We start from the raw sequence: 18701 nt of genomic DNA on the forward strand, positions 1-18701 counted from the left end.
ATTGTCATCCCGCGCGGCAAGCTGACCATTTGCCCAGTCCCATGTGGCACGGGTATTGATGTTGTTATCCCGCGCGGTAAACTGATTAGCGAGCCATGTGCTCAGCCAGCCGCCCCAGATTTCGCCATTGATATTACCGCCAGGCTCGAAAATTGCCCCTCCGGCGTACACGCTAGCACCTGCGCGAATGGACCCGTTCGCGGTAAAGGAGTTATCGTTGGGGTTAAACGTCCAGATATGGTCGCGCCCCTGGTCATCGAGAATATGAATACAGCCAGAGGGGAAATCATTTTTTCCGGAGACCAGCACCCCGTAGCTGATGGCGACCTGATACCCGGTACCCGCCGTCTGCACGGTCGCTTTGGTCATGGGTAAATATACGTTCCCGCTGGCGCTGTAACCGGCGGAATAAAACAGGGCACGCCTGTCAGCCAACTGGCTCTGAAAGGCCCCGCCACCCGGCCACGCCCCCTCTTTTGTTGCATAGTGGTTCGCGTTATCAAGCCAGCCGACATCACCACCAGTGGCTGACACAAACTCTTTTGCGTCATGGGTTGCGATATCGCCCAGGCCAATATTTTTACGCGCGGCGGCTGCATCGTTTAAATCAGCAAGATTCTGGTCTTTGCGTACAAAGTCGCTGTTTCCCTGCTGATCGCCCAGAGTGCCTTTGGGGCGTAAATCGGTAACAACGCCGCTGGCGTCAATACTGGCCAGCGCAAACACATAATGCTGAACACCCTCTGACTGGTAATCCTGCAAAGCTTCCGCAGCAACCAATTTATGCTGAACGCCCCATACACTGGTTAACGTGCCTTTCCAGCACACATCCAGCCAGATTTTGGCGGGCTTCACCCCAACGGTGATCGGCTGTGTTACAGCCAGCTCAGCACGCAGACCACCAACGTATCCGGCCCCCTTCTGCACGCTGTACTGGTTGCCGTTTCGCACAACCCGCCAGCCATCCCCGAAGAACGCGCCCGCCCCATAAATATCAACATTCTCCATTCGCTGGCGCTCATCCATCGCGGCCAGTCGGGCGGTAAAGTCAATCTGCCACGTTTCTGCCGGTGTATTAATTTGGGTTTCAGTGGCTGCACCGCTGTATTCCATCAAAAATGAACGCGTCAGCACATTGCCCTGCTGGCCAGCGGCGGTGGCCACCTTCTTTTGCACAGGGGCATGAACCACCATGGCCAGGATGCCGCTCGCCTTATTAACGAGTCCTATCCAGTTAAAATCAAAGTCGCCCACTTCCGCGCCCAGCACAACGGAGTACACAACGGCATTTTCATTCACCACGCCGGTTTTACTCACGGCCTGCCGGTGAACAATACTGGCCACCGGAATAGTTTCCTGTCGGTCAACCGGCTTTTCGGGATCAAGCCCCGGGACGTTTGCGAAAACAAACTCATCCAGCACCACATCAACGTTTTCCGCGCCCTGCTGTGCTTTCCACTGTTCAAATGCAATTGTGATAGCAGTCTGTGACATATCCTTTTCCTACATTTTTGCGCTATACGTTGATGGTGTTTCACTCAGCGGCAGCGCAGCCGCATAGCAAATATATTCGCCCTGGTACCACCCGGCACGGAGGGCAAAGCCCTGCGCTGTCATCACTTCAAACCGGTAGCGGCGGCACGCTCTCCCGTACTGCCTGATGATCTGAAGCATCAGATCGGGGTTTTCTGCAATCTGGCTGTCCGTCACCTTTACGGTTATCACATCCCAGTCAATATCTGGCTGACGCTCCAGCAGCTCCACGTACCCGATACCCAGACGCTCAAAAATGGCAATGAACCCTTCAACCGATCCGGCATCGGCGGCGTTAACGAAGGCGTACGCCACACGTTTGCGAAACAACGCCAGTGGCTCACCGTTAAACCGGCTGATATCCCGGTCACAGGCCAGCAGATTTAACAACGGCGCTGTACACGTCAGCGGATCAAACTGCTGAAGCGGCCAGGTTACCCAGCCGTAAGCCTGCCCCCAGAATCGGCGGGCGGCTTTAAGCAGCGTTGCCGGTTCGCCTTTACTCATCCAGAACGGCAGCGCCATTGAGGCCAGTTTTTTCATGAAATCAATCATGGTTAATCTCCACACTCAATTCATCAAGACGCGGCACGGCAAGTTCACTCACGATATCGCCCAGGGAAAACGCCAGTGAATCCACAACAGCAAACTGCCGGTGTATTTCTCGCCCAAGATTCGAAAACGAAAAACGCGAGTACGGCCATGTTTTCTTCACGTCGAAATTGCTGTTTTCCCTGAAGGCGCAGCGGATCAGGTTCTCCACCCCCGTCAGCAGCAACGCCCTGCCTTCCTCCGTCATGTTGTCCGGGTTAAGCACAAACACCTTCACATCAAGCCGGTGGCGCGTCTCCGGCATGGCAAAGCACTGCATATCATCGCCATGCCCGTGATGCCCCTGGTTGTTGATGTAGTCGTTCACCGCATCAATAAAGGGCGCAGACGTGGCGCCGGAATCCAGCAGCAGATAAGCATTCGCCGTACCAGGCCCACGTGGTGCATCATGCTGAAAGAAAATGCGATCAACGCTTAACCCGGCCACACCGGCAATCATTGAGCGGTAAACCGCATCCGTGTGGTAATTCCCCACAAGATTGAACTGATTGCGGCAACGTTCGCGTAGCTCATCATCACCTTCTTCATCAGCCCCCGGCGTTGTTAACCAGTCCTCTTCACTTTCCACATGGCTGATGCCGGAAACGGCCACCGGCAATATGCGGTAATAGCCCGGCGCAAGGTTGTAACCCGCGCCCGGGCCGGTGGCTTTAACCGGTACCGGCGCACTGGCAATGCCAGCGGCAATGAGGGTGTCCAGGGTGACGGCCAGCTCATAAACAACGCCATTAATTCGCTCAGTCTGGATAAGCGTTCCGGCCTTTACGGTCACGGCCTCTTTTGCATCTTCTTTGTAAAAGCGGATCACGCCTTCGGCTGCGCTGGCGGGCTTTGCCGTCAGGTTCACCGCCCAGGCCTGCAGGCGCAGCATCTTGCCACCCGCCGTGGCCACAAACATATTGGCCAGCACAACGGTTACCATGGCGTCTTTCAGCCACATAACCGGCGCGGTCACAATCGCGGTAATCAGCCGCCAGAACGGCGACATGCGCGACGTATTCGTGATCAGCCCTTCTTCCTGAACGATGGCATTAAACCGGCTACGCACCTCTTCTTCCGTGCCTGGCATCCCGCTGTCTTTAATGATTTCTTCAAAATCAACCTGAGGTTTATCCGTCATAGCTCAGCCCTCACTGACAGCGCGCCGAAATCGGTATCCGCCGTTATCCATAGCCGCGCCGGGGTTTCCTCATGGATAACCACGGTACCCGGCACAATCCGCTCATCACTTTCAATCAGCAATTCCATTTGCGTGAAGATATCCGCCCGCAGTGTTGGGCTGCGCTCCGCAATTAATTCAGTGGCAAGACCGCTTTCTAAAATCGCGTGAATAACATCCTGCCCAATGCTCTGGCGGTTATTACACAACTCAGGCTCCCTGCCAGAATTAAGGCTGAACGTTCCCTGATTAATCATCAGGTCGATATAAAGCAAATCACTCATGAATGTAACTCCTGCCACTCCATAAGCTGACCGGGCGTCATGACCTCTTCAGGATAAATATTCACGGTGCCGATACGTTTACTGTTATCCGTTACCGTTCGTGAGTTGCTGGAGATCGTTTTACTTATCCCGCCGTGTTCAATATCCGCAACTGTGCCACCGGTTGATAACCTATTCTCTTTTAACGGTGATCCCTGATTATTTCCGGCAAGTGAAATATTTACCCCCGGTAGCTTATTCAGTTTTTCTACAATCCAGTTCCATGAATTTAAGAAGCTGGATTTGATACTTTCCTGGGCATTATCAAACATGGACACAATACCGCTGACCATTCCGGCCAGTGCATCGGATGGTGAAAATCCGGCAAGCAAAGCAATGAAGTTATTCCAGCCCGCTGCAATCCATTGCCATGCAGAACTGAAGATCCCCGCCAGCCACTGAACCACCTCCGCCGCCGCTTTAAACGCGGTGCTGTCCATCACTGCGGCTTTAATCGCATCCCAGTGCTTAACCAGCAGATAACAACCGGCAACCAACAAGGCTATTGCCCCAATAATCAGAAGCACCGGCCAGCTCATCAGGTTGATGCCAATCCCCGCAGTAATCGCCGCCATGCGCACAGCCAGCAATACACCCCGCAGCGTTCTCAGCACAACGTTCCAGGCAATCACCGCCTTTTGCGCAAGCCAGACAACCAGTGTGTAGGATTTCACGACCATCACAAGTGATTTCCAGACGGCCTTCCACCCAATCATGATGAACTTAGACACCCCCATCACAATATTTGCCGTCGCCCCGACCAGGGCGAAACTCAGTAATGCCGCTGAAAGCCATCCCACCGCACGGGCAATATTCGGAAACATCTGCATCCAGCGGACGAAAGTCTGTCCCATATCCGCAAGTTGATTAAGTAGCGGGTACAGTATTGGGATAAGCGTTAGTCCAGTCACGGTACGAATGGCTTTCAGGATTTCGACAAAACGCTCCCATGGCTTAACCAGCTTTGCAGCCATCTCTTGTGTGCGCTTCAGCCCATCCGAACCGCCCAGCTCCGTGATATTACGCTGAAGCAACGCGACGTTGCCGTAAAGCTGCTTCACCACGGCGGCACTGTCACCAAACGCCGCATCAAGCTCAGCCTGTGCTTTAAGGTTTCCTTGCAGGCTCTTGCCATACTTACCCTGAAGCTTTGTCAGCATTTCCGGCATAGACAACATTTTGCCGTTTACATCCGTGAACGACAGCCCCAGTTTTTTAGCACCATCAATGGCACCTGTTATAAATCCTTCGTAGGCGCTGCTGGCCTCCGTTCCCAGCGTTCGCTGAAGCTCACCCAATACGGCCAGCTGCTCATCCAGTCCGATATCGTAGTTGCTGCCAACGCCGCGAGCACCTTCCATCAGGTCTTTGATTTGTGACATTTCTGTGCCGAACGTCTGGCGCATGTACACCATTTTTCCGGCCAGTTGCTCAGCAAACTGCACTTTGCCCAGCGCATCCGCTTCACTGCGGAAGTTGCCGAACATCTGCCCCATAAACTCGCTGGTATCGGTGGCAGTGGACTTCATCGCAAACGCCAGGGTATTGGCTACAGTCGTGACCTTTGGCAGTTCCTCGCCAGTCAGCCCGGCGATGGCGGCATTAATAGAGTGTGTGGAGTTCACAAACTCAACCGCACTTGCGCCATAAGTAGTGCTGAAGCGCAGGGCATCACGCTGCACGGTTTTTAATGCCGTACTGTCAACGCCCCGTGCCGATGCCTCATTAAGCGCGTCGTACATCTCAACAGCCGGGGATAACGCGCCTTTAATGGCCATGCCAACCCCCGCCGCCGCCAGCAGGCCACCACCAATCTGTTTAAAGGCATCTTTTGATTTATCGGCAAAGCTGCTGACACTGCCCTGCGCTTGTTTCAGCGGGCGCGTTAATTTGTCGATAAGGCTTAATGTAAATTCAAGCTGTTTCATTCGCTGCCTTTAAATGCCAGTCCAATTCCATTGGCTACCGCCGCCCTCATAAATTCCCAGTGACGATTATCCAGCCAGATAGCAGCAGCAATATCATCCTGATTATCTTCCCCGTGGGGTAAATAATGGCGGCGTAAAATCAGATATTGTTCGAGTCCGTTGTTTTCAATCGCACGGACCCGGGCGGTTAGTTTTTTACTTCGATTTCCAGATCAGGCACGTAGATTTCATTAACTTTGCCCGCCAGCTGAATAGCCGCCCCCGGAAGTTTCAGAATTTCTTCCAGCGCCTCTTTAGTTTCCGGCGTAACAATACGCGTTAAATAGTTATGCGACGGGGCAACTTTATTTTCCATCGTCATTTCGTTAATCATTTTGTTGTAAGCAACCTGATTTGGCTCAAAAGCAATATCTTTACCTTTAACGGTAAATACAATTTTTTCACTCATCATTCATTTTCTCACGTTGATTGATTTCAGTAATTAACTGGTTATGCCGTGCGGCGCACTGGCCATACAGTTCTAAATAAATTAGTAACAAATCCGCTGCGTTATTTCCCTGCGCTCCCGTCAGGCGCGGTAGCTGCACGGGGCAAAGCACCTTGAGGCTTTCCTGATAAGGCACCTTCAATTTTAGTGGTGGCGTCGTTGTACATGCTGACAAATTCATCAGACAGACAGCGGCTAGTAAACACCGGCTTAACCAGCTCCGTGCGGATTTCACGGGGCGGCGCGTTCCGTATCTCATCCAGTTGTCCTTCCAGTTTCCTGGCCGATTCGCTGGCAATGCGCTGGCCTTCTTTACCGGCAGCGGTAGCGCTCCGTTCAATAACCAGATCGATGCTGTCACGCTGCAATACTGCCACTTTCCAGCCTGCACCAAATGCCAGCGCCAGCGCGGCCAGAATCATCACAGCGGCACGGCTCATCAGCGCCCCCCGTTATGCTCAAGGCTGAAGTGGTTCCCGTCCGGGTTTGATTTAAAGCGCCCGCCCCAGCTGCCGCCGATAGACTCCCAGTATTCGCCCAGCACCCGGTAATCTTCGGTGCGGGTTTTGTACTGGCCATTCACAAACAGATTCAGATCCACAGCCAGGCGCTGCGTGTGAAGGCTGTTTGCAATACCGCTGCCCTTTTTCGCATTCAGTGCAGCCTGTTCCGGGGTTCGGTATGCTTCACCAAACGTTACACGCAGCCCGCATTCATCTGCCCATAAAATCAGCTGCGCAATTTTCACGGCAAACAGCTGCTGTTTTTCACTCAGTGTCACTTTCCCTCCCTTTTTAAACTCTGCTTCGCCTTCTTCTTCAGCCATGCTTCAACCAGGCTATGACCAGTAATCCCCAGCGCGGAGGCCAGCCCCACAATGGCCAGCGGATGGGTATCCGGACGCAGATAAAGCACCGAGCCTGCCATCAGCGCCAGGGCGCTGCCGACAATCACGCGACCCGCCACCAGACGCACCGTGACAGGTTCGCCGCTGTCCAGCATTTTGCCCAGGGCTATCAACGCCCCCAGAATGGCCAGCGAGACACCCCACTTTTCGTATTCCTGCATCCCTTCCCCTTAACCCGTCAGGTTTGCTGTGGCTTCCGCTTCCAGATACGGAATACCGTTAATTTTCACGAACTCCGGGCTGCTCACGAAGTATTTGATTTTGTGCGTGGTAACGCTGCCCCCCTTCGGATCGATATCCAGCACGTTGTTCAGCATCAGCTTGCAGCCAAAGGCTTCAACCCTGATTTCTTCATTGCCCGCTCTGGCATAAAAAAGAAAATCCTGGGTATCAATGCCGCGCCATGAGCCGGCGCTACGCGCAAGGCCGGTAAGAATGCCCAGCGCTTTAGTGCTCAGTTCAATCTCGCCCTCTGCCGACACATCCCCATCAACGTGGCCATCGGGTACACCACGGGTTTGCGCGGCGGCGCTGTTATCCGTGATATCCAGACTGATTTTTTCAATGTTGACCAGCTGGCCACCCATGTGGGTATCAAACGACATACCCGAGATACGTTTAGTCATGCTGCGGCCTCCAGGCTGGCATCCAGTAACAGACTGATGGTGATTTGCAGCGGCACTTCATACGTGCGCACCACAATGTAAATTTCCACGGCCTTTTTGGTTTTCCAGACAATGGATACATCACCATCCTGCGGCGGCTTAACCTCACCGGGGAACGTCACGCCGTTGATTGCAGAATTGACAGACATTTCACGCAGCGGCTTCGCAAAAAGCTGCTCATGCGCGGCAATGCTGGACGGCGTGCTGTTCAGCGAGCGATCCGCAATTTTGCTGATGGCCATCAGACGCACACGGCGGGCAGCTTTATCCGCAATGCGCAGCGTTTCGATACTCTGATAATCACCGCCTTCAACATCGAGGGTGCGCCCGTCAGCCCAGTAAATCCCGTCAAAGTCCGGGTACCACATCGGCACACTGAAGCGCTGCGCTTCCAGCGCCTGAAGCGTTGCCAGCTCAAGCGGCATACCAGCGCCATCCACCGGCGTTTTATCGCTACCCAGGCGTAACAGTGCGCCTGTTTTTACCCGCGCCGGACTGTCAGCAATGGTTACAGCACGGGAGCATAGCCGCCCCGCCAGCGCCCCTGGCTCATTCCCCCAGATACGCGGAACCAGCTGAACGGCTTTTTCTGCCATGCCGTCCTGTAGCGTTGACAGCCGTGCCAGATAATCGGCCTGCGTTTCTGCGTCCTGCATCCCCTCGACGGCCAGCAGAAACCACACCCAGCGCCCGAATTTAGCGATCAGATTGCTGCGCAGCGTGATGGCCTGATTAATCTCCGCCTTCGCGCTGACATCATCACAAAGTACGACGCCTTCAACTGAACACACGCCCTGCGCCGCCAGCACAGCATCCACCCAGGCCCCCGATTCACTGTCCTCTGGCAGAACATGAACAAAGCCCCACCAGTTCGTGCCAGCATTCGCCTGCGCGGCCATCACATCACTTTTCAGCTGGCTGGCTTTAGTACCCAGAAGCGAATCAAAATCACTCTGGGCATTCACCGCCAGCGTTTTACCTGCATTCGTGCTACCCGTACCGACAAACAGCACGGCACGTTCCACTTCGTTGGTTTCACCCAGAAGCTGGTTTACCTGATTTACCGTCACATTTGGCCAGGTCATTTTTTCCCCTTCATATCCTGCGCGTAAACGTCCCAGCCAAAGCCGATGGCCTGAAGCTGTCGCGCAAGCGCTTTATTAAAATCGTCGTCACTCATGCCCAGAAACTCACGGGCGGGCAAATCAACCGTCCAGCTGGTTTTCACCGCCCTGCCGCTCAGCTTCCTGATAAGCAAACCGGCCTGGCTGTAGGGCATCGCGTCCATAAGCTCCCGGTACGTGGGTTTCTTCCAGCGCGTGCCTCTTTTCACCCGGTAGCCCAGGACGCGTAACTTTTTGGCCTGCGCCGCCGTGGCCATCTTGCCTGCCGGGACGCTGCCGGTTTTCCCCTTTCGGCTTACCCGGGCACGCATCCCGTTTTGCTGCGCAAACCCCACGGTGCCAGCAGGTACCGGCGTTTCGCCGTTCCGGTATCCACCGCCCTGCAAGTAGACACGCACGGCCTGAATTTCCGGCATTTCCCTGATATGAAGCAGCTTTGGCAAATTACGCAGCATCTTTCCCTTGCGCCGGGTTTTCCTTGCCGCCCACGGCTGGCCATCCGGGCTTTGCTGATTGCGAACGTTACGTTTTGCCGCGGCAATCAGCCCGTATTTGGCCAGACGCCAGATAAGGCGCTGGCGCTTCCTGGGCGGCAAATCCATGTTGGCCAGACTCTGGCGCAGCGTGGCCAGCTGCTTTTTGTTAAGCTCACCGCCGACGAACATCACGCACTCCCAATCGGCGCACCGGCTTCATCCACACCGAACACCTGCGCCGTGATGGCTGTCCATACTTCAGGCTCAACCAGTGACCAGCGCTCACCCTGCCAGGGGATCGCCCCGTTTTTATCCCGCTTAATCACCAGCTCTTCAGCCATCGGCACTGTTAAAACAATGGTGGCGGTTTCTTCAGTCTCCACCGACACATCCCAGTCAGGTTCTGATTCGCTTTGCCCGATATCATCAAGCAGTGACTGACTGGCCTCATCCAGCCACGCAGCCAGCAGTGACATAAGCAACTGAGGCGGAACCAGCCGGAACGGGAAGCGCTCCCAGGTCAACAACGCGTCATAGCGGATGATTGCCTGCCGGTATTGCCCCAACCCCATATCCCTGGTGGCGGGAATAAACTTCATTTCGTCAAGGAAACTGCTAAACCCCTGCATCACCCGCGCTGGCACGTTCTCCCGGAAAAGCGCGGTGAGTGATTCAAGCTGCGTCTGACTCATACCATTCTCACCGTTGCCCGTTTCAGCCCCTTCATTCGCCGGATAACCACTGACGATTCAGCCAGCAATCCATTGCGGGTTTCCGCGCTCTCCTGCCCCGGCTGGGTATCGTGTCGGCCAACGGAAGCAAACTCCCCCATCAGATCCGCTTTTGCCCTGGCAAAAACAGCTTTCGTGTACTGGGCGCAAAGGGCGTTTTTCCCTTTCAGCTTCACCCCTGGCACCTTGTCTGCCGTTTCATAGCCATTTGCCCGGTGCTTTGCCTCCGTCGCCTCCAGCTCCGCGTTAACCTCCGCCACCGCTGCGATAAGCGCCTGGCCGATGGTGTCCGCGTCGATATCTGCGGGGAGGGTGCGCTGGCTCTGAAAATCCTTCAGATTCAAATCTGGCCAGAATCCGTTGTTCTCCAGCGGCTCATCCTGATAATCAATCGGTGTTCCGCTAAACATGTTCACTCCGTAAAAAGGCGGGCTGGCCGGTTTCCACGGCGCAGGTGCACTTACTGTGCTCTGCCCTCCACCGCGCCCGCCTGGCCTGCGGTAGTCGTTAAGGCTGCAACAGTTTCCTGCGTCGGGCTGCAACCTGCTGGCGCGTGGTTCCCACGCCAATTTTTGCGTAATGCTGCTCTGCCGTTGCCAGTAGCTGATCGGCCTTTTCCAGCACGTCGGCGCTGTCCACGCTGGCCGGATTCACCCGGCCATCATCGCTGCGTAACATCTGCTGTCCGGCAAACTTGAACCACTTAGCCGTCACCTGCTCATGCAAACGCCATGAAGTGGCCACGCGGTCAAACGTGGCTGAAAAATAGGGTTCAACACTTTCCCCGCGCCCCGCAGACTCCTGCGCCCAGGCCAGCACGGTATCCGCCACAAACGTAGGAAAGTTGCTGCGTAACCGGTCTGGCGTGGCCTGCTGCTGTGCAATCGCAATATCAGCCCACGCCAGCGCAGTATCGAGATCGCCCACGTCAAACAGCCAGATAATGCACCAGGCAAAAACCGGGTTTGGGTACGCCTGGCCGCTGGCCAGATACGCTTCCACCGTAGGTTTCCAGCGCGGCAGCAGCACATCACGCTTATGGGCGATTTTGTCAACCCTCAACGTGAAGCGTTGAAGGGCTTCCAGATCGCGATTCAGCTCGGCAATCTGAATGTGCAAACTGTCCGAGGTTGTTACCGCCATCTGCTGCGCAAGCTGCTGCTGCATCCTGATGCGCTGGCTATGGCGTTGAGCCGGGGAAAGCACCATGTTTTAGCCCTCCTTCGGCTCTTCCGGCTTGCCGATGGTCACGGCACTTTCATCGATTGCCGCGTACAGCTCCGGCACTTCCACGGCGTAACCTTCATTGCGCAGATACTTGTTTTCGAACTGCTTACGATCTTCAACAAACTCAGACTTACGCATACGCGTATTGCGCTGGGTGTAGATGTGAAGGTTGCTCAGCGGCGTCACCACCATGCGTTTACCCGGCATAAACGGCGGGATAATTGCCTGACGTCCGGCGATGGTGCTGCCCAGCATCTGCGCGGCAATCTTCTCCGTTGGACGGTCTGCGGCCTGATAGAGTCGGTACTGTTCAGCTGCCACTAAATCAGCGCCGACCAGCACAACAAGGCGGGGATCGTTGCGGAATTGCGGGGCGATTTTGGCGTTAATCAAATCCGATGCCATCGCATCCAGTGATTTGTAATCGCCCGCCTCATCCAGCGTGACAGGGTCAGTCATGATCTGATTGCCACCCAGGAGGGTACGCATACGCTCATGCCAGCCAATGTTCACATCTTCGCCGTTCGGGTTTTCCGTTGGGTTAGTGGTTTTGGCGCGGCTCTTACCGTTGAAGCCGATGCGCAGCATATCGAGTGCGAAAGCCTGGGTTGAGAAAGTCTGAACGAGGTTAAAGAACTCATTTTCTTCCTTACCGGCGTTCGCCCACACGGAAAGCAGATCCCAGCGCAGTGCGGCGCAGCTGTCTGTTTCAACCAGTGAGTAGTCGTTGCCGTCCACACCCACACGGCGGGTAAAGCGCCCCTCTTCACTGCGTCCGGTATGCAGAACCGAAGAGCCGACAGAAATGACCTGGCCGCTCAGCTGGTCTACATCCATGCAGGTGATCATGTTCAGGAATTCCACTGATTCCAGAAGTGCCAGGCGTAACGCATTTTCCTGCGGATCATTCAGGGAAAAATAACGACTGGTATCACGCGCACCGAAATGCTGCGCCATCCCCGCCGAATATTTATCCAGTAAATCCCGCGCACGGTTATTAAGATGCATAAAACTCCCTCGCGTTAACGCGATTAATTCAGTTAATTTTTATTCAGGTAGAAAGCTGTAAATTACAGGTAATTAAATTTCTTATCTTTATCCTGAACGCTACGCTGCTGGCGTTGGTTTTTTGCACCTAAATCAGAAAAACGCTTAACGATTTCCGGGGCGTTATCACGAATTGCTGCAAACTCCTCCGTATCGACAACTTCCGCGATGGTATCCACATCTTCTTTTACACCACTCAGTGTATTTTCGATGGCAGCAACGCGGCCTTCCAGCTCATTAACTGCATTCGCCAGTGCCTGTAATTTGTCGCCCCCCTGACCACCTTCATTGCCCGACACTTCTTCTTCAAACTTTGGCTTAATACCAAATAATTTCTGCCAGTTTTTCATTTCACGTTCCTGTTCAATTTTGCCATCACGGGTAATTACACAGCTGTAATAACCCTGCTTATTTAACTTTTTGCGCCGACTGAAGCGCAGCCGTGTAGTACCCACACTGGCCGGATGATCGGTAACCGCAAGGCCGGTAAGATAAGTCCGCCCGGAGCCTCGCCAGTTTTCTTCCGGCTCGACAGAGAAGAAAAGCAATTGTCCTTCGTTATTCGCATAAATCAGGCGCATATTCGGGCAGATGGAAACAAAAAGCCGTACCTTTCCGTCATCCCCCTCCTGCCACATGGCATCGAGCACTTCGCCAAGGTTATCGCCTTCGCCCTCATGCTCTGGCCAGATTAATGCTGCCCAAAGGTTAAAATCATAGGTATCCCCCATATCAATTAACCACTGACGCTTAATAACCCTGCCGTCTACCGTATCCCCTTCAGTGGCAACACACAGCCAGTCTGTTTTCAGATGTGACATATATTTCCTGATGCCGCAGTGATATTGCGAAATGAATTATTAACGATTACCCACAGCCCCGCACCTTCATTAGTTCGGGTTAATTCGGATATAAGCCATAACGGAACCATCCCGAACCGTAAAAATAATATTTCGCCATCTTGCTGGCACAATATCCATCAACCCGAAAGAAATATTGAAAGGCGATCATCCCGGACGCATGGCCAGATACTCAGAAGAACTGAAAGGTGTAGCCCGCTCTCTTTACTTAAGACGCTGCACACCAAAGGAAATTGCCAGTGAATTAAATCTGCCCAATGCGCGGATCGTTTACTACTGGGCGGAAAAATACAGCTGGGCGGATTTGCTCAACCATGAAAGCACGGAAGAAGCCATTGAACGCCGCTATCAGCTGCTGACCAGCCGCGATGATAAGAACGAAACTGAACTTAAAGAAATGGAAATGCTGATTGCCCACGCCTGCAAGCTGCGGGCGCAAAGCAATAAGCACAAAGAGAAGCTTGCCACGGCTGGCGCTTACCCACGTAGTGAAGATGAATCCGACGCACCAGCAGGCCACAAAGAACGCCGCAGTAAAGGCAAGCCGAAAAAGAATGATATCTCTTCACTGACACAGGACGATTTCGACACCTGGGTGGACAAGCACCTTTTTGGTTATCAAAAACACCTGCGCAACAACATTGGTCGGCAGATCCGCAACATCCTGAAGTCCCGCCAGATTGGTGCCACCTGGTATTTTGCCTTTGAGGCGTTTGAAAACGCCGTACTGACCGGCGACCCACAAATTTTCCTGTCAGCGTCCAAATCCCAGGCGGAATTGTTCCGGTCTTATATCGTCAATATTGCGGAGCTGTATTTCGGCATCACGCTGACAGGCAACCCGATCCGCTTATCGAACGGTGCAGAGCTGCGCTTTCTGTCCACCAACAAGAACACGGCGCAGTCATACAGCGGCCACCTGTATTGTGATGAATATTTTTGGGTACCGAACTTTGCCCGCCTTAACGAAGTGGCCAGCGCAATGGCCACACACGATAAATGGCGCACCACCTACTTTTCCACGCCTTCAGCCAAAACGCACCAGGCTTACCCGTTCTGGACAGGGGAAGAATGGAAGCGGGGCAGCAAAAAACGCAGTGCCGTGGAGTTTCCCAACTTTAACCAGATGCGCGACGGCGGCAGAGTCTGCCCGGATGACCAGTGGCGCTACGTCATTACAATGGAAGATGCCATTGCCGGTGGCTTCAATCGCGCCAGTATCGGGAAACTGCGCAACCGCTACAACACTGACACATTCAACATGCTCTATATGTGCGTATTTGTGGACAGTAAAGACTCCGTCTTTTCCTTCTCAGATCTGGAGCAGTGCGGCGTTGATGTTAGCGAGTGGCAAGACCATGACTCCGGCAAGGTGCGGCCATTTGGCGATCGTCCTGTCTGGGGTGGCTTCGACCCCGCCCGCTCCGGCGACCTGTCGTGTTTTGTGATTATCGCGCCGCCTGTTCTGGCCGTTGAAAAATTCCGGGTACTGCGAATTTTTAACTGGAAGGGAATGAACTTTCGCTGGCAGGCAAAGCAGATAGAGAAGCTTTTCGGCCAGTACAACTTCAGCTACCTGGGCGTTGATGTTACCGGCATCGGCCAGGGCGTATTTGACAACATTCAGCATTTCGCGCTGCGCGTCATTGAGGCAATTCGCTATGACCGGAACACCAAAAACCAGCTGGTTTTAAAAGCCGCTGACGTCGTGGAAAGCCAGCGCATCGAATGGGATCAGGAGCTCAAGGAAATCCCGGCAAGCTTCATGTCCATCCGCCGCACAACAACAAACAGCGGTGCGGCCATGACGTTTGTTGCAGACCGCAGCCCGGAAACCGGTCACGCGGAATCCGCGTGGGCAATAATGCACGCGCTGCATAACGAGCCGTTGAACTATGAGAACAAACCAAAATCCCACTGGGGAACAAAGAAGAAGGCAGCTTGAAAAAGAAAAAATACATCAACCAAAAAGCGCAGGTGCAGCAAGCCAAAAAAATGAGCATCATCACCTTTGGTAAACCTGAACCCGTGCTGACCACCGGCACGGATTATGCTGAAGTCTGGTATGACAACACCGCCGGTCACTTCACGCTGCCCATTGATCGGCTGGCACTGGCGCAGCTGATTAACCTCAATGGCCAGCACGGCGGCATTATCCATGCCCGCAAAAACATGGTCATTTCGAGCTATCAGGGCGGCGGGCTGTCGTTCGATGAACTGGACGCTGCCTCTTATGACTTTTTGACGTTTGGCGATCTGGCCATAAATAAAATTCGCAATGGCTGGGGGGATGTGATCGGACTTGAGCCACTTCCAGGCCTGTACCTGCGCCGCCGCAAAGAACGTGAAAACGAAAAGAATGTGCCTGGTGATTTTGTGGTACTTCAGCATGGAAAACCGCTGGTTTATGCGCCCGAAGATATTATCTTCATCAAGATGTACGACCCGCAGCAGCACATCTATGGCCTGCCGGACTACATCGGCGGCATTCACTCCGCATTACTCAACAGTGAAGCGGTGATTTTCCGCCGCCGCTACTACCACAACGGCGCACACACGGGCGGTATTCTCTACACCCGTGACCCCAGCATGACCGATGAAATGGAAGAAGAGATTGAACAGCAGCTGCGCGACAGCAAGGGGATCGGTAACTTCTCCACCATTCTGGTGAACATACCCGGTGGCGATGGCGACGCCATCAAATTTATTGAAATGGGCGATATTTCCGCCAAAGATGAATTTGCCAGTGTTAAAAACATCAGCGCCCAGGACGTTCTGAACGCTCACCGCTTCCCGGCTGGCCTTGCAGGTATTGTCCCACAAAACACCGCTGGCCTGGGCGACCCTGAAAAATCACGGGCGACCTATTTCAAAACGGAAGTGGTCCCCATCCAGCGACGCATCGCCACCGCCATCAACAGTGACCCTGAAGTGCCAGAACGCCTTCACCTGAATTTTGATTATGAATCAACGGGTGAGGGTGCAAAATGAGGCAAAAACGGCTAAAATCCAGGCATTATTTGACAGCAGGAGCATGGAATATGCGCGTATTAAAAATCGAATGCCCGGAGTGCGGCTCTCAAGCTGTTATTCGCAAAACAAACCGCAAGCACCGCCATATTGCCGATATTTATTGTGCCTGTCAGGATGTGGAGTGTGGTCATACGTTTGTCCTGAATCTGACGTTTTCCCACACTCTCAGCCCCAGCGGCAGAACCGGCGATCAGCTTCTGAAAACCGTTATCTGCAATATGAATCTACAGCAAAAACAGATGATGCTCGATTTACTGCGGGGGACCGCTGCCTCTCCTCTCTGATACAGGGTCATCATGCGATCGTGAGGGATGAACATATGTTTCCAGCTTCTGGCGCAACTCCCCTGCAATATCAGCAATCCAGTCCAGGGCGATTGACTGATCTTCCTGCTCCTTACTTTGCGCCGTGGTAATAAGGCGCGCCATTAAATCGATACGTTTTGCCTGGATAGTTTCCCAGAATAAATCGCTCATTGTGTTTTCTCCATTTTATGAATATGCATTAAAACGGAGGAAAACCAGTTCGCTGTTATTATCAAAAATAACGTTCTTCGCATAATGAATATTCCTTTTTGTTAAAAAGATAATATTCCCTGGTGCTGGCGAAAACGGTCAAATCATATAAAGAACCCTGGACATACTGTCCAGAAAAAACTAAATATCTGCATCAATATTGTATGGCACGCCTTATATCTTCATAGTAGCGCCCCCGGATAAAATGATGATGTGATTTTAATCACACAACATTGCAACAACACACTCACTGTGTCGTCAACAATAAAATAACACATTCAGTGTGTCCTATGATGTCAACAGAACAGCGTATTACCCGAAAGATAAAGCAAACCATGCAGAAAAAAGCCGTCGGCTACAGGACGCTGGCGGAAAAAACAGGTATCCACGAGGCCAGACTCAAACGCAGCCTGAACATATGGTCAGCCCAGTCGCTGACGCTGTCTGACCTGGATGCCATCTATAAGGCACTGGGGATAACGGATGATTTATCCGCTTATGATGAGTTTACGGCACTGTCCGATGAGGCGAAGATGCTGATATGTCAGATGATTAAAATGCTCAGGGAGCAGACGTAAAAATCAGAGGGGGCAGACCTGTGCCCGGACAAATAACCAGGAAGGGGTATTTTTGATCAAACCTGTGTTTATTGAAACCATACCTTGGTATAGTCTCACTTCGACATTTCCCTAACGTTGCTGGCCGCTTAGCCAGCCCTCTCATTGCCTTGAATGAGAGGGCTTTTTTTTGCTCAACGCCTGAGAGCTGCGTCCTCACAGGAATATCGCGTATTCTTCAACAAAGATAACAACAGCCCCGCCGTATCAAATGTGCTGGAATACTGCTTCCCTAACCCCGGGAAGAGAGCCTGCAGGTGTGGCCACATTTCAGCCTCCAGAAATTCTACTGTACCAAACAGTGCGTTGAGCTGAGATACCGCGTTGCCTTCCACGATAACAACGGGTTCGGGGATGTCAAAATCCAGCGAAGTCGGATGTAAAATCCGCTTTGGTTCAGGCAGAGTAACCACAGTCTGTGCATCGGGCTGGTGCTTATCGTAGCGGCGTTTCTCACATTCGATAAAGTAACGGCGGATCTGACGCCCTCTGTCGTTACGCTCCACCATCGCCAACTCCTTGGCTGTATCGAGTGTAAGATGATAGTCCTTGCGGTTGTGGCCTCCACGAATTTTTGCTTCCCGATTTTGGGAAGCAATCAAATAGTCCTGGTTTTCAACAAATTGATATTCAGCCAGGCGTTCAGCAATCCATGAAGCAAAGCGTTTACCCACAGCGAGAAAGGCATGCAATTCGCGAGCATTACAAAGCAGCATAGTTTCTCCAGAAATTGTGCCGCTAAAAACAGGGATTAGTTGAACATTCATGGTAATTTCCTCTTATGAAGGGTAATCACCACCGTCTGGTATCAATCATCGGGTGGTGAGACGTACAGGGTTGATACTACCGGCTAAGAGGAACCGGCCAGCCCTAAAGCTGCCCTGCACGCCCCACCATAATGCGAATGTGGCTGTGCTTAACGCATAAAAAAACCGCAAACGCGGCCATGCGCCTCTTAGATTTCCGGGGTATCAATCCCGACATCAGATTTTGCTGATGCACGGTGACTATAGCCCCGTGGATTTACGAATGTCAATCTGGTGGAAGAAAAAGCCAGGAGGGAACGGGTGCCTGACGTTACGCTCAACACTAAAAAGAGTGGTGGGGATTACTCCCCACCGGTGCTCTTACCCGGGTTCGTAAGCCATGGAAACAGACACCTCCGTCTGGCCGGTTCGTAGTCGGACCTCACAGAGGCTCTTCCTCGTTACCAGCACCGCGACAAGCACGGTAATACAGATTACGATGGTGGCGATTAACTTCGCCTTTTGCTGCTTCATGGCTAACTTCTCCTTGACCTGCCGGTCTGTAAGAGGCTAACCTTATGTTGTTGATGCATAGGGGGCCTCAGATTGATTTTTAGTCGTCTGGGGCCTTTTTCTGTCCGCTTCATAATATGCCTGAAACAGACAGTCTCAGGCACCCGCCGCAATACTACTTAACTCCCTGACCAGATG

General features: G+C 53.1%; 26 protein-coding genes. 4 read left to right on the forward strand and 22 right to left on the reverse strand.

The window, feature by feature from the left end; translation table 11 throughout:
- The 19 genes from VGM55_RS01570 to VGM55_RS01655 all read right to left on the reverse strand — a co-directional run.
- A partial coding sequence (locus VGM55_RS01570) for a phage tail protein (RefSeq protein WP_331634360.1) occupies positions 1-1494 on the reverse strand: 1494 nt, incomplete at its 3' end.
- Positions 1495-1503: 9 nt separating this feature from the next.
- On the reverse strand, positions 1504-2088 hold the full coding sequence (locus VGM55_RS01575; protein ID WP_331634362.1) for a hypothetical protein: 585 nt from the start codon (positions 2086-2088) through the stop codon (positions 1504-1506).
- Positions 2081-3265, reverse strand: a complete 1185-nt coding sequence (locus VGM55_RS01580) for a baseplate J/gp47 family protein (RefSeq protein ID WP_331634363.1) — start codon at positions 3263-3265, stop codon at positions 2081-2083. Before VGM55_RS01580 ends, VGM55_RS01575 begins: the two co-directional genes overlap by 8 nt.
- Positions 3262-3588 carry a DUF2590 family protein gene (locus VGM55_RS01585; RefSeq protein ID WP_331634364.1) on the reverse strand — a complete coding sequence of 109 codons (327 nt, stop codon included), beginning with the start codon at positions 3586-3588 and terminating at the stop codon, positions 3262-3264. Before VGM55_RS01585 ends, VGM55_RS01580 begins: the two co-directional genes overlap by 4 nt.
- Entirely contained in the window at positions 3585-5555 is a 1971-nt protein-coding gene (locus VGM55_RS01590) for a phage tail tape measure protein (RefSeq protein WP_331634365.1), read from the reverse strand. The genes VGM55_RS01585 and VGM55_RS01590 overlap by 4 nt, the downstream gene beginning before the upstream one ends.
- Complete coding sequence (locus tag VGM55_RS27460) at positions 5552-5725, reverse strand: DUF6890 family protein (protein ID WP_414648177.1); 174 nt, start codon at positions 5723-5725, stop codon at positions 5552-5554. Before VGM55_RS27460 ends, VGM55_RS01590 begins: the two co-directional genes overlap by 4 nt.
- 17 nt (positions 5726-5742) lie before the next feature.
- On the reverse strand, positions 5743-6006 hold the full coding sequence (locus VGM55_RS01595) for a putative phage tail assembly chaperone (RefSeq protein ID WP_414648176.1): 264 nt from the start codon (positions 6004-6006) through the stop codon (positions 5743-5745).
- Positions 5996-6178 (reverse strand): hypothetical protein, encoded by a 183-nt coding sequence (locus VGM55_RS01600; RefSeq protein ID WP_331634366.1) that lies wholly within the window; start codon positions 6176-6178, stop codon positions 5996-5998. Before VGM55_RS01600 ends, VGM55_RS01595 begins: the two co-directional genes overlap by 11 nt.
- Complete coding sequence (locus VGM55_RS01605; protein WP_331634367.1) at positions 6105-6482, reverse strand: hypothetical protein; 378 nt, start codon at positions 6480-6482, stop codon at positions 6105-6107. Before VGM55_RS01605 ends, VGM55_RS01600 begins: the two co-directional genes overlap by 74 nt.
- Positions 6482-6823 (reverse strand): M15 family metallopeptidase, encoded by a 342-nt coding sequence (locus tag VGM55_RS01610; protein WP_331634410.1) that lies wholly within the window; start codon positions 6821-6823, stop codon positions 6482-6484. The genes VGM55_RS01605 and VGM55_RS01610 overlap by 1 nt, the downstream gene beginning before the upstream one ends.
- A complete protein-coding gene (locus VGM55_RS01615; protein ID WP_331634368.1) occupies positions 6820-7110 on the reverse strand; it encodes a phage holin family protein in 291 nt (96 codons plus the stop codon). Before VGM55_RS01615 ends, VGM55_RS01610 begins: the two co-directional genes overlap by 4 nt.
- Positions 7111-7119: 9 nt before the next feature.
- Positions 7120-7575, reverse strand: coding sequence for a phage protein (locus tag VGM55_RS01620; protein ID WP_331634369.1), 456 nt, complete (start codon positions 7573-7575; stop codon positions 7120-7122).
- Complete coding sequence (locus VGM55_RS01625) at positions 7572-8699, reverse strand: DUF2586 domain-containing protein (protein ID WP_331634370.1); 1128 nt, start codon at positions 8697-8699, stop codon at positions 7572-7574. The genes VGM55_RS01620 and VGM55_RS01625 overlap by 4 nt, the downstream gene beginning before the upstream one ends.
- Entirely contained in the window at positions 8696-9403 is a 708-nt protein-coding gene (locus VGM55_RS01630; protein ID WP_331634371.1) for a phage virion morphogenesis protein, read from the reverse strand. Before VGM55_RS01630 ends, VGM55_RS01625 begins: the two co-directional genes overlap by 4 nt.
- Positions 9403-9906 (reverse strand): phage tail protein, encoded by a 504-nt coding sequence (locus tag VGM55_RS01635; protein ID WP_331634372.1) that lies wholly within the window; start codon positions 9904-9906, stop codon positions 9403-9405. The genes VGM55_RS01630 and VGM55_RS01635 overlap by 1 nt, the downstream gene beginning before the upstream one ends.
- Positions 9903-10355: a head completion/stabilization protein gene (locus VGM55_RS01640; protein WP_331634373.1), complete on the reverse strand. Its 453-nt coding sequence runs from the start codon at positions 10353-10355 to the stop codon at positions 9903-9905. Before VGM55_RS01640 ends, VGM55_RS01635 begins: the two co-directional genes overlap by 4 nt.
- A 97-nt stretch (positions 10356-10452) precedes the next feature.
- A complete protein-coding gene (gene gpM, locus VGM55_RS01645) occupies positions 10453-11154 on the reverse strand; it encodes a phage terminase small subunit (protein ID WP_331634375.1) in 702 nt (233 codons plus the stop codon).
- Positions 11155-11157: 3 nt separating this feature from the next.
- Positions 11158-12180 (reverse strand): phage major capsid protein, P2 family, encoded by a 1023-nt coding sequence (locus tag VGM55_RS01650; protein ID WP_331634376.1) that lies wholly within the window; start codon positions 12178-12180, stop codon positions 11158-11160.
- A gap of 62 nt (positions 12181-12242) precedes the next feature.
- The gene (locus VGM55_RS01655; protein ID WP_331634377.1) at positions 12243-13040 is read right to left on the reverse strand and encodes a GPO family capsid scaffolding protein; all 798 of its coding nucleotides are present in this window, start codon (positions 13038-13040) and stop codon (positions 12243-12245) included.
- A gap of 199 nt (positions 13041-13239) precedes the next feature.
- On the opposite strand from VGM55_RS01655, the gene VGM55_RS01660 reads away from it, so the two are divergent.
- From VGM55_RS01660 to VGM55_RS01670, 3 genes are read left to right on the forward strand one after another with little or no spacing between them, the layout of a single operon-like run.
- Positions 13240-15024, forward strand: coding sequence for a terminase large subunit domain-containing protein (locus tag VGM55_RS01660; protein ID WP_331634378.1), 1785 nt, complete (start codon positions 13240-13242; stop codon positions 15022-15024).
- A 50-nt stretch (positions 15025-15074) separates the two neighbouring features.
- Positions 15075-16070, forward strand: coding sequence for a phage portal protein (locus VGM55_RS01665; protein ID WP_331634411.1), 996 nt, complete (start codon positions 15075-15077; stop codon positions 16068-16070).
- Positions 16067-16396 (forward strand): ogr/Delta-like zinc finger family protein, encoded by a 330-nt coding sequence (locus VGM55_RS01670; RefSeq protein WP_331634379.1) that lies wholly within the window; start codon positions 16067-16069, stop codon positions 16394-16396. The genes VGM55_RS01665 and VGM55_RS01670 overlap by 4 nt, the downstream gene beginning before the upstream one ends.
- Here VGM55_RS01670 and VGM55_RS01675 read toward each other — a convergent pair.
- Positions 16364-16588: a hypothetical protein gene (locus VGM55_RS01675; RefSeq protein ID WP_331634380.1), complete on the reverse strand. Its 225-nt coding sequence runs from the start codon at positions 16586-16588 to the stop codon at positions 16364-16366. The two genes, VGM55_RS01670 and VGM55_RS01675, sit on opposite strands and share 33 nt — an antisense overlap.
- 329 nt (positions 16589-16917) lie before the next feature.
- Here VGM55_RS01675 and VGM55_RS01680 point away from each other — a divergent pair, with 329 nt between their 5' ends.
- The gene (locus VGM55_RS01680; protein ID WP_331634382.1) at positions 16918-17205 is read left to right on the forward strand and encodes a helix-turn-helix domain-containing protein; all 288 of its coding nucleotides are present in this window, start codon (positions 16918-16920) and stop codon (positions 17203-17205) included.
- A 173-nt stretch (positions 17206-17378) separates the two neighbouring features.
- Here VGM55_RS01680 and VGM55_RS01685 read toward each other — a convergent pair whose 3' ends face one another.
- Both VGM55_RS01685 and VGM55_RS01690 read right to left on the reverse strand, forming a co-directional pair.
- Positions 17379-18011, reverse strand: a complete 633-nt coding sequence (locus VGM55_RS01685; protein ID WP_331634383.1) for an antA/AntB antirepressor family protein — start codon at positions 18009-18011, stop codon at positions 17379-17381.
- A gap of 360 nt (positions 18012-18371) precedes the next feature.
- Positions 18372-18524, reverse strand: coding sequence for a Hok/Gef family protein (locus tag VGM55_RS01690; protein WP_331634385.1), 153 nt, complete (start codon positions 18522-18524; stop codon positions 18372-18374).
- Positions 18525-18701 lie beyond the last annotated feature (177 nt).

It is taken from the genome of Cedecea sp. (genome assembly GCF_036500665.1).
Lineage (GTDB): Bacteria > Pseudomonadota > Gammaproteobacteria > Enterobacterales > Enterobacteriaceae > Cedecea.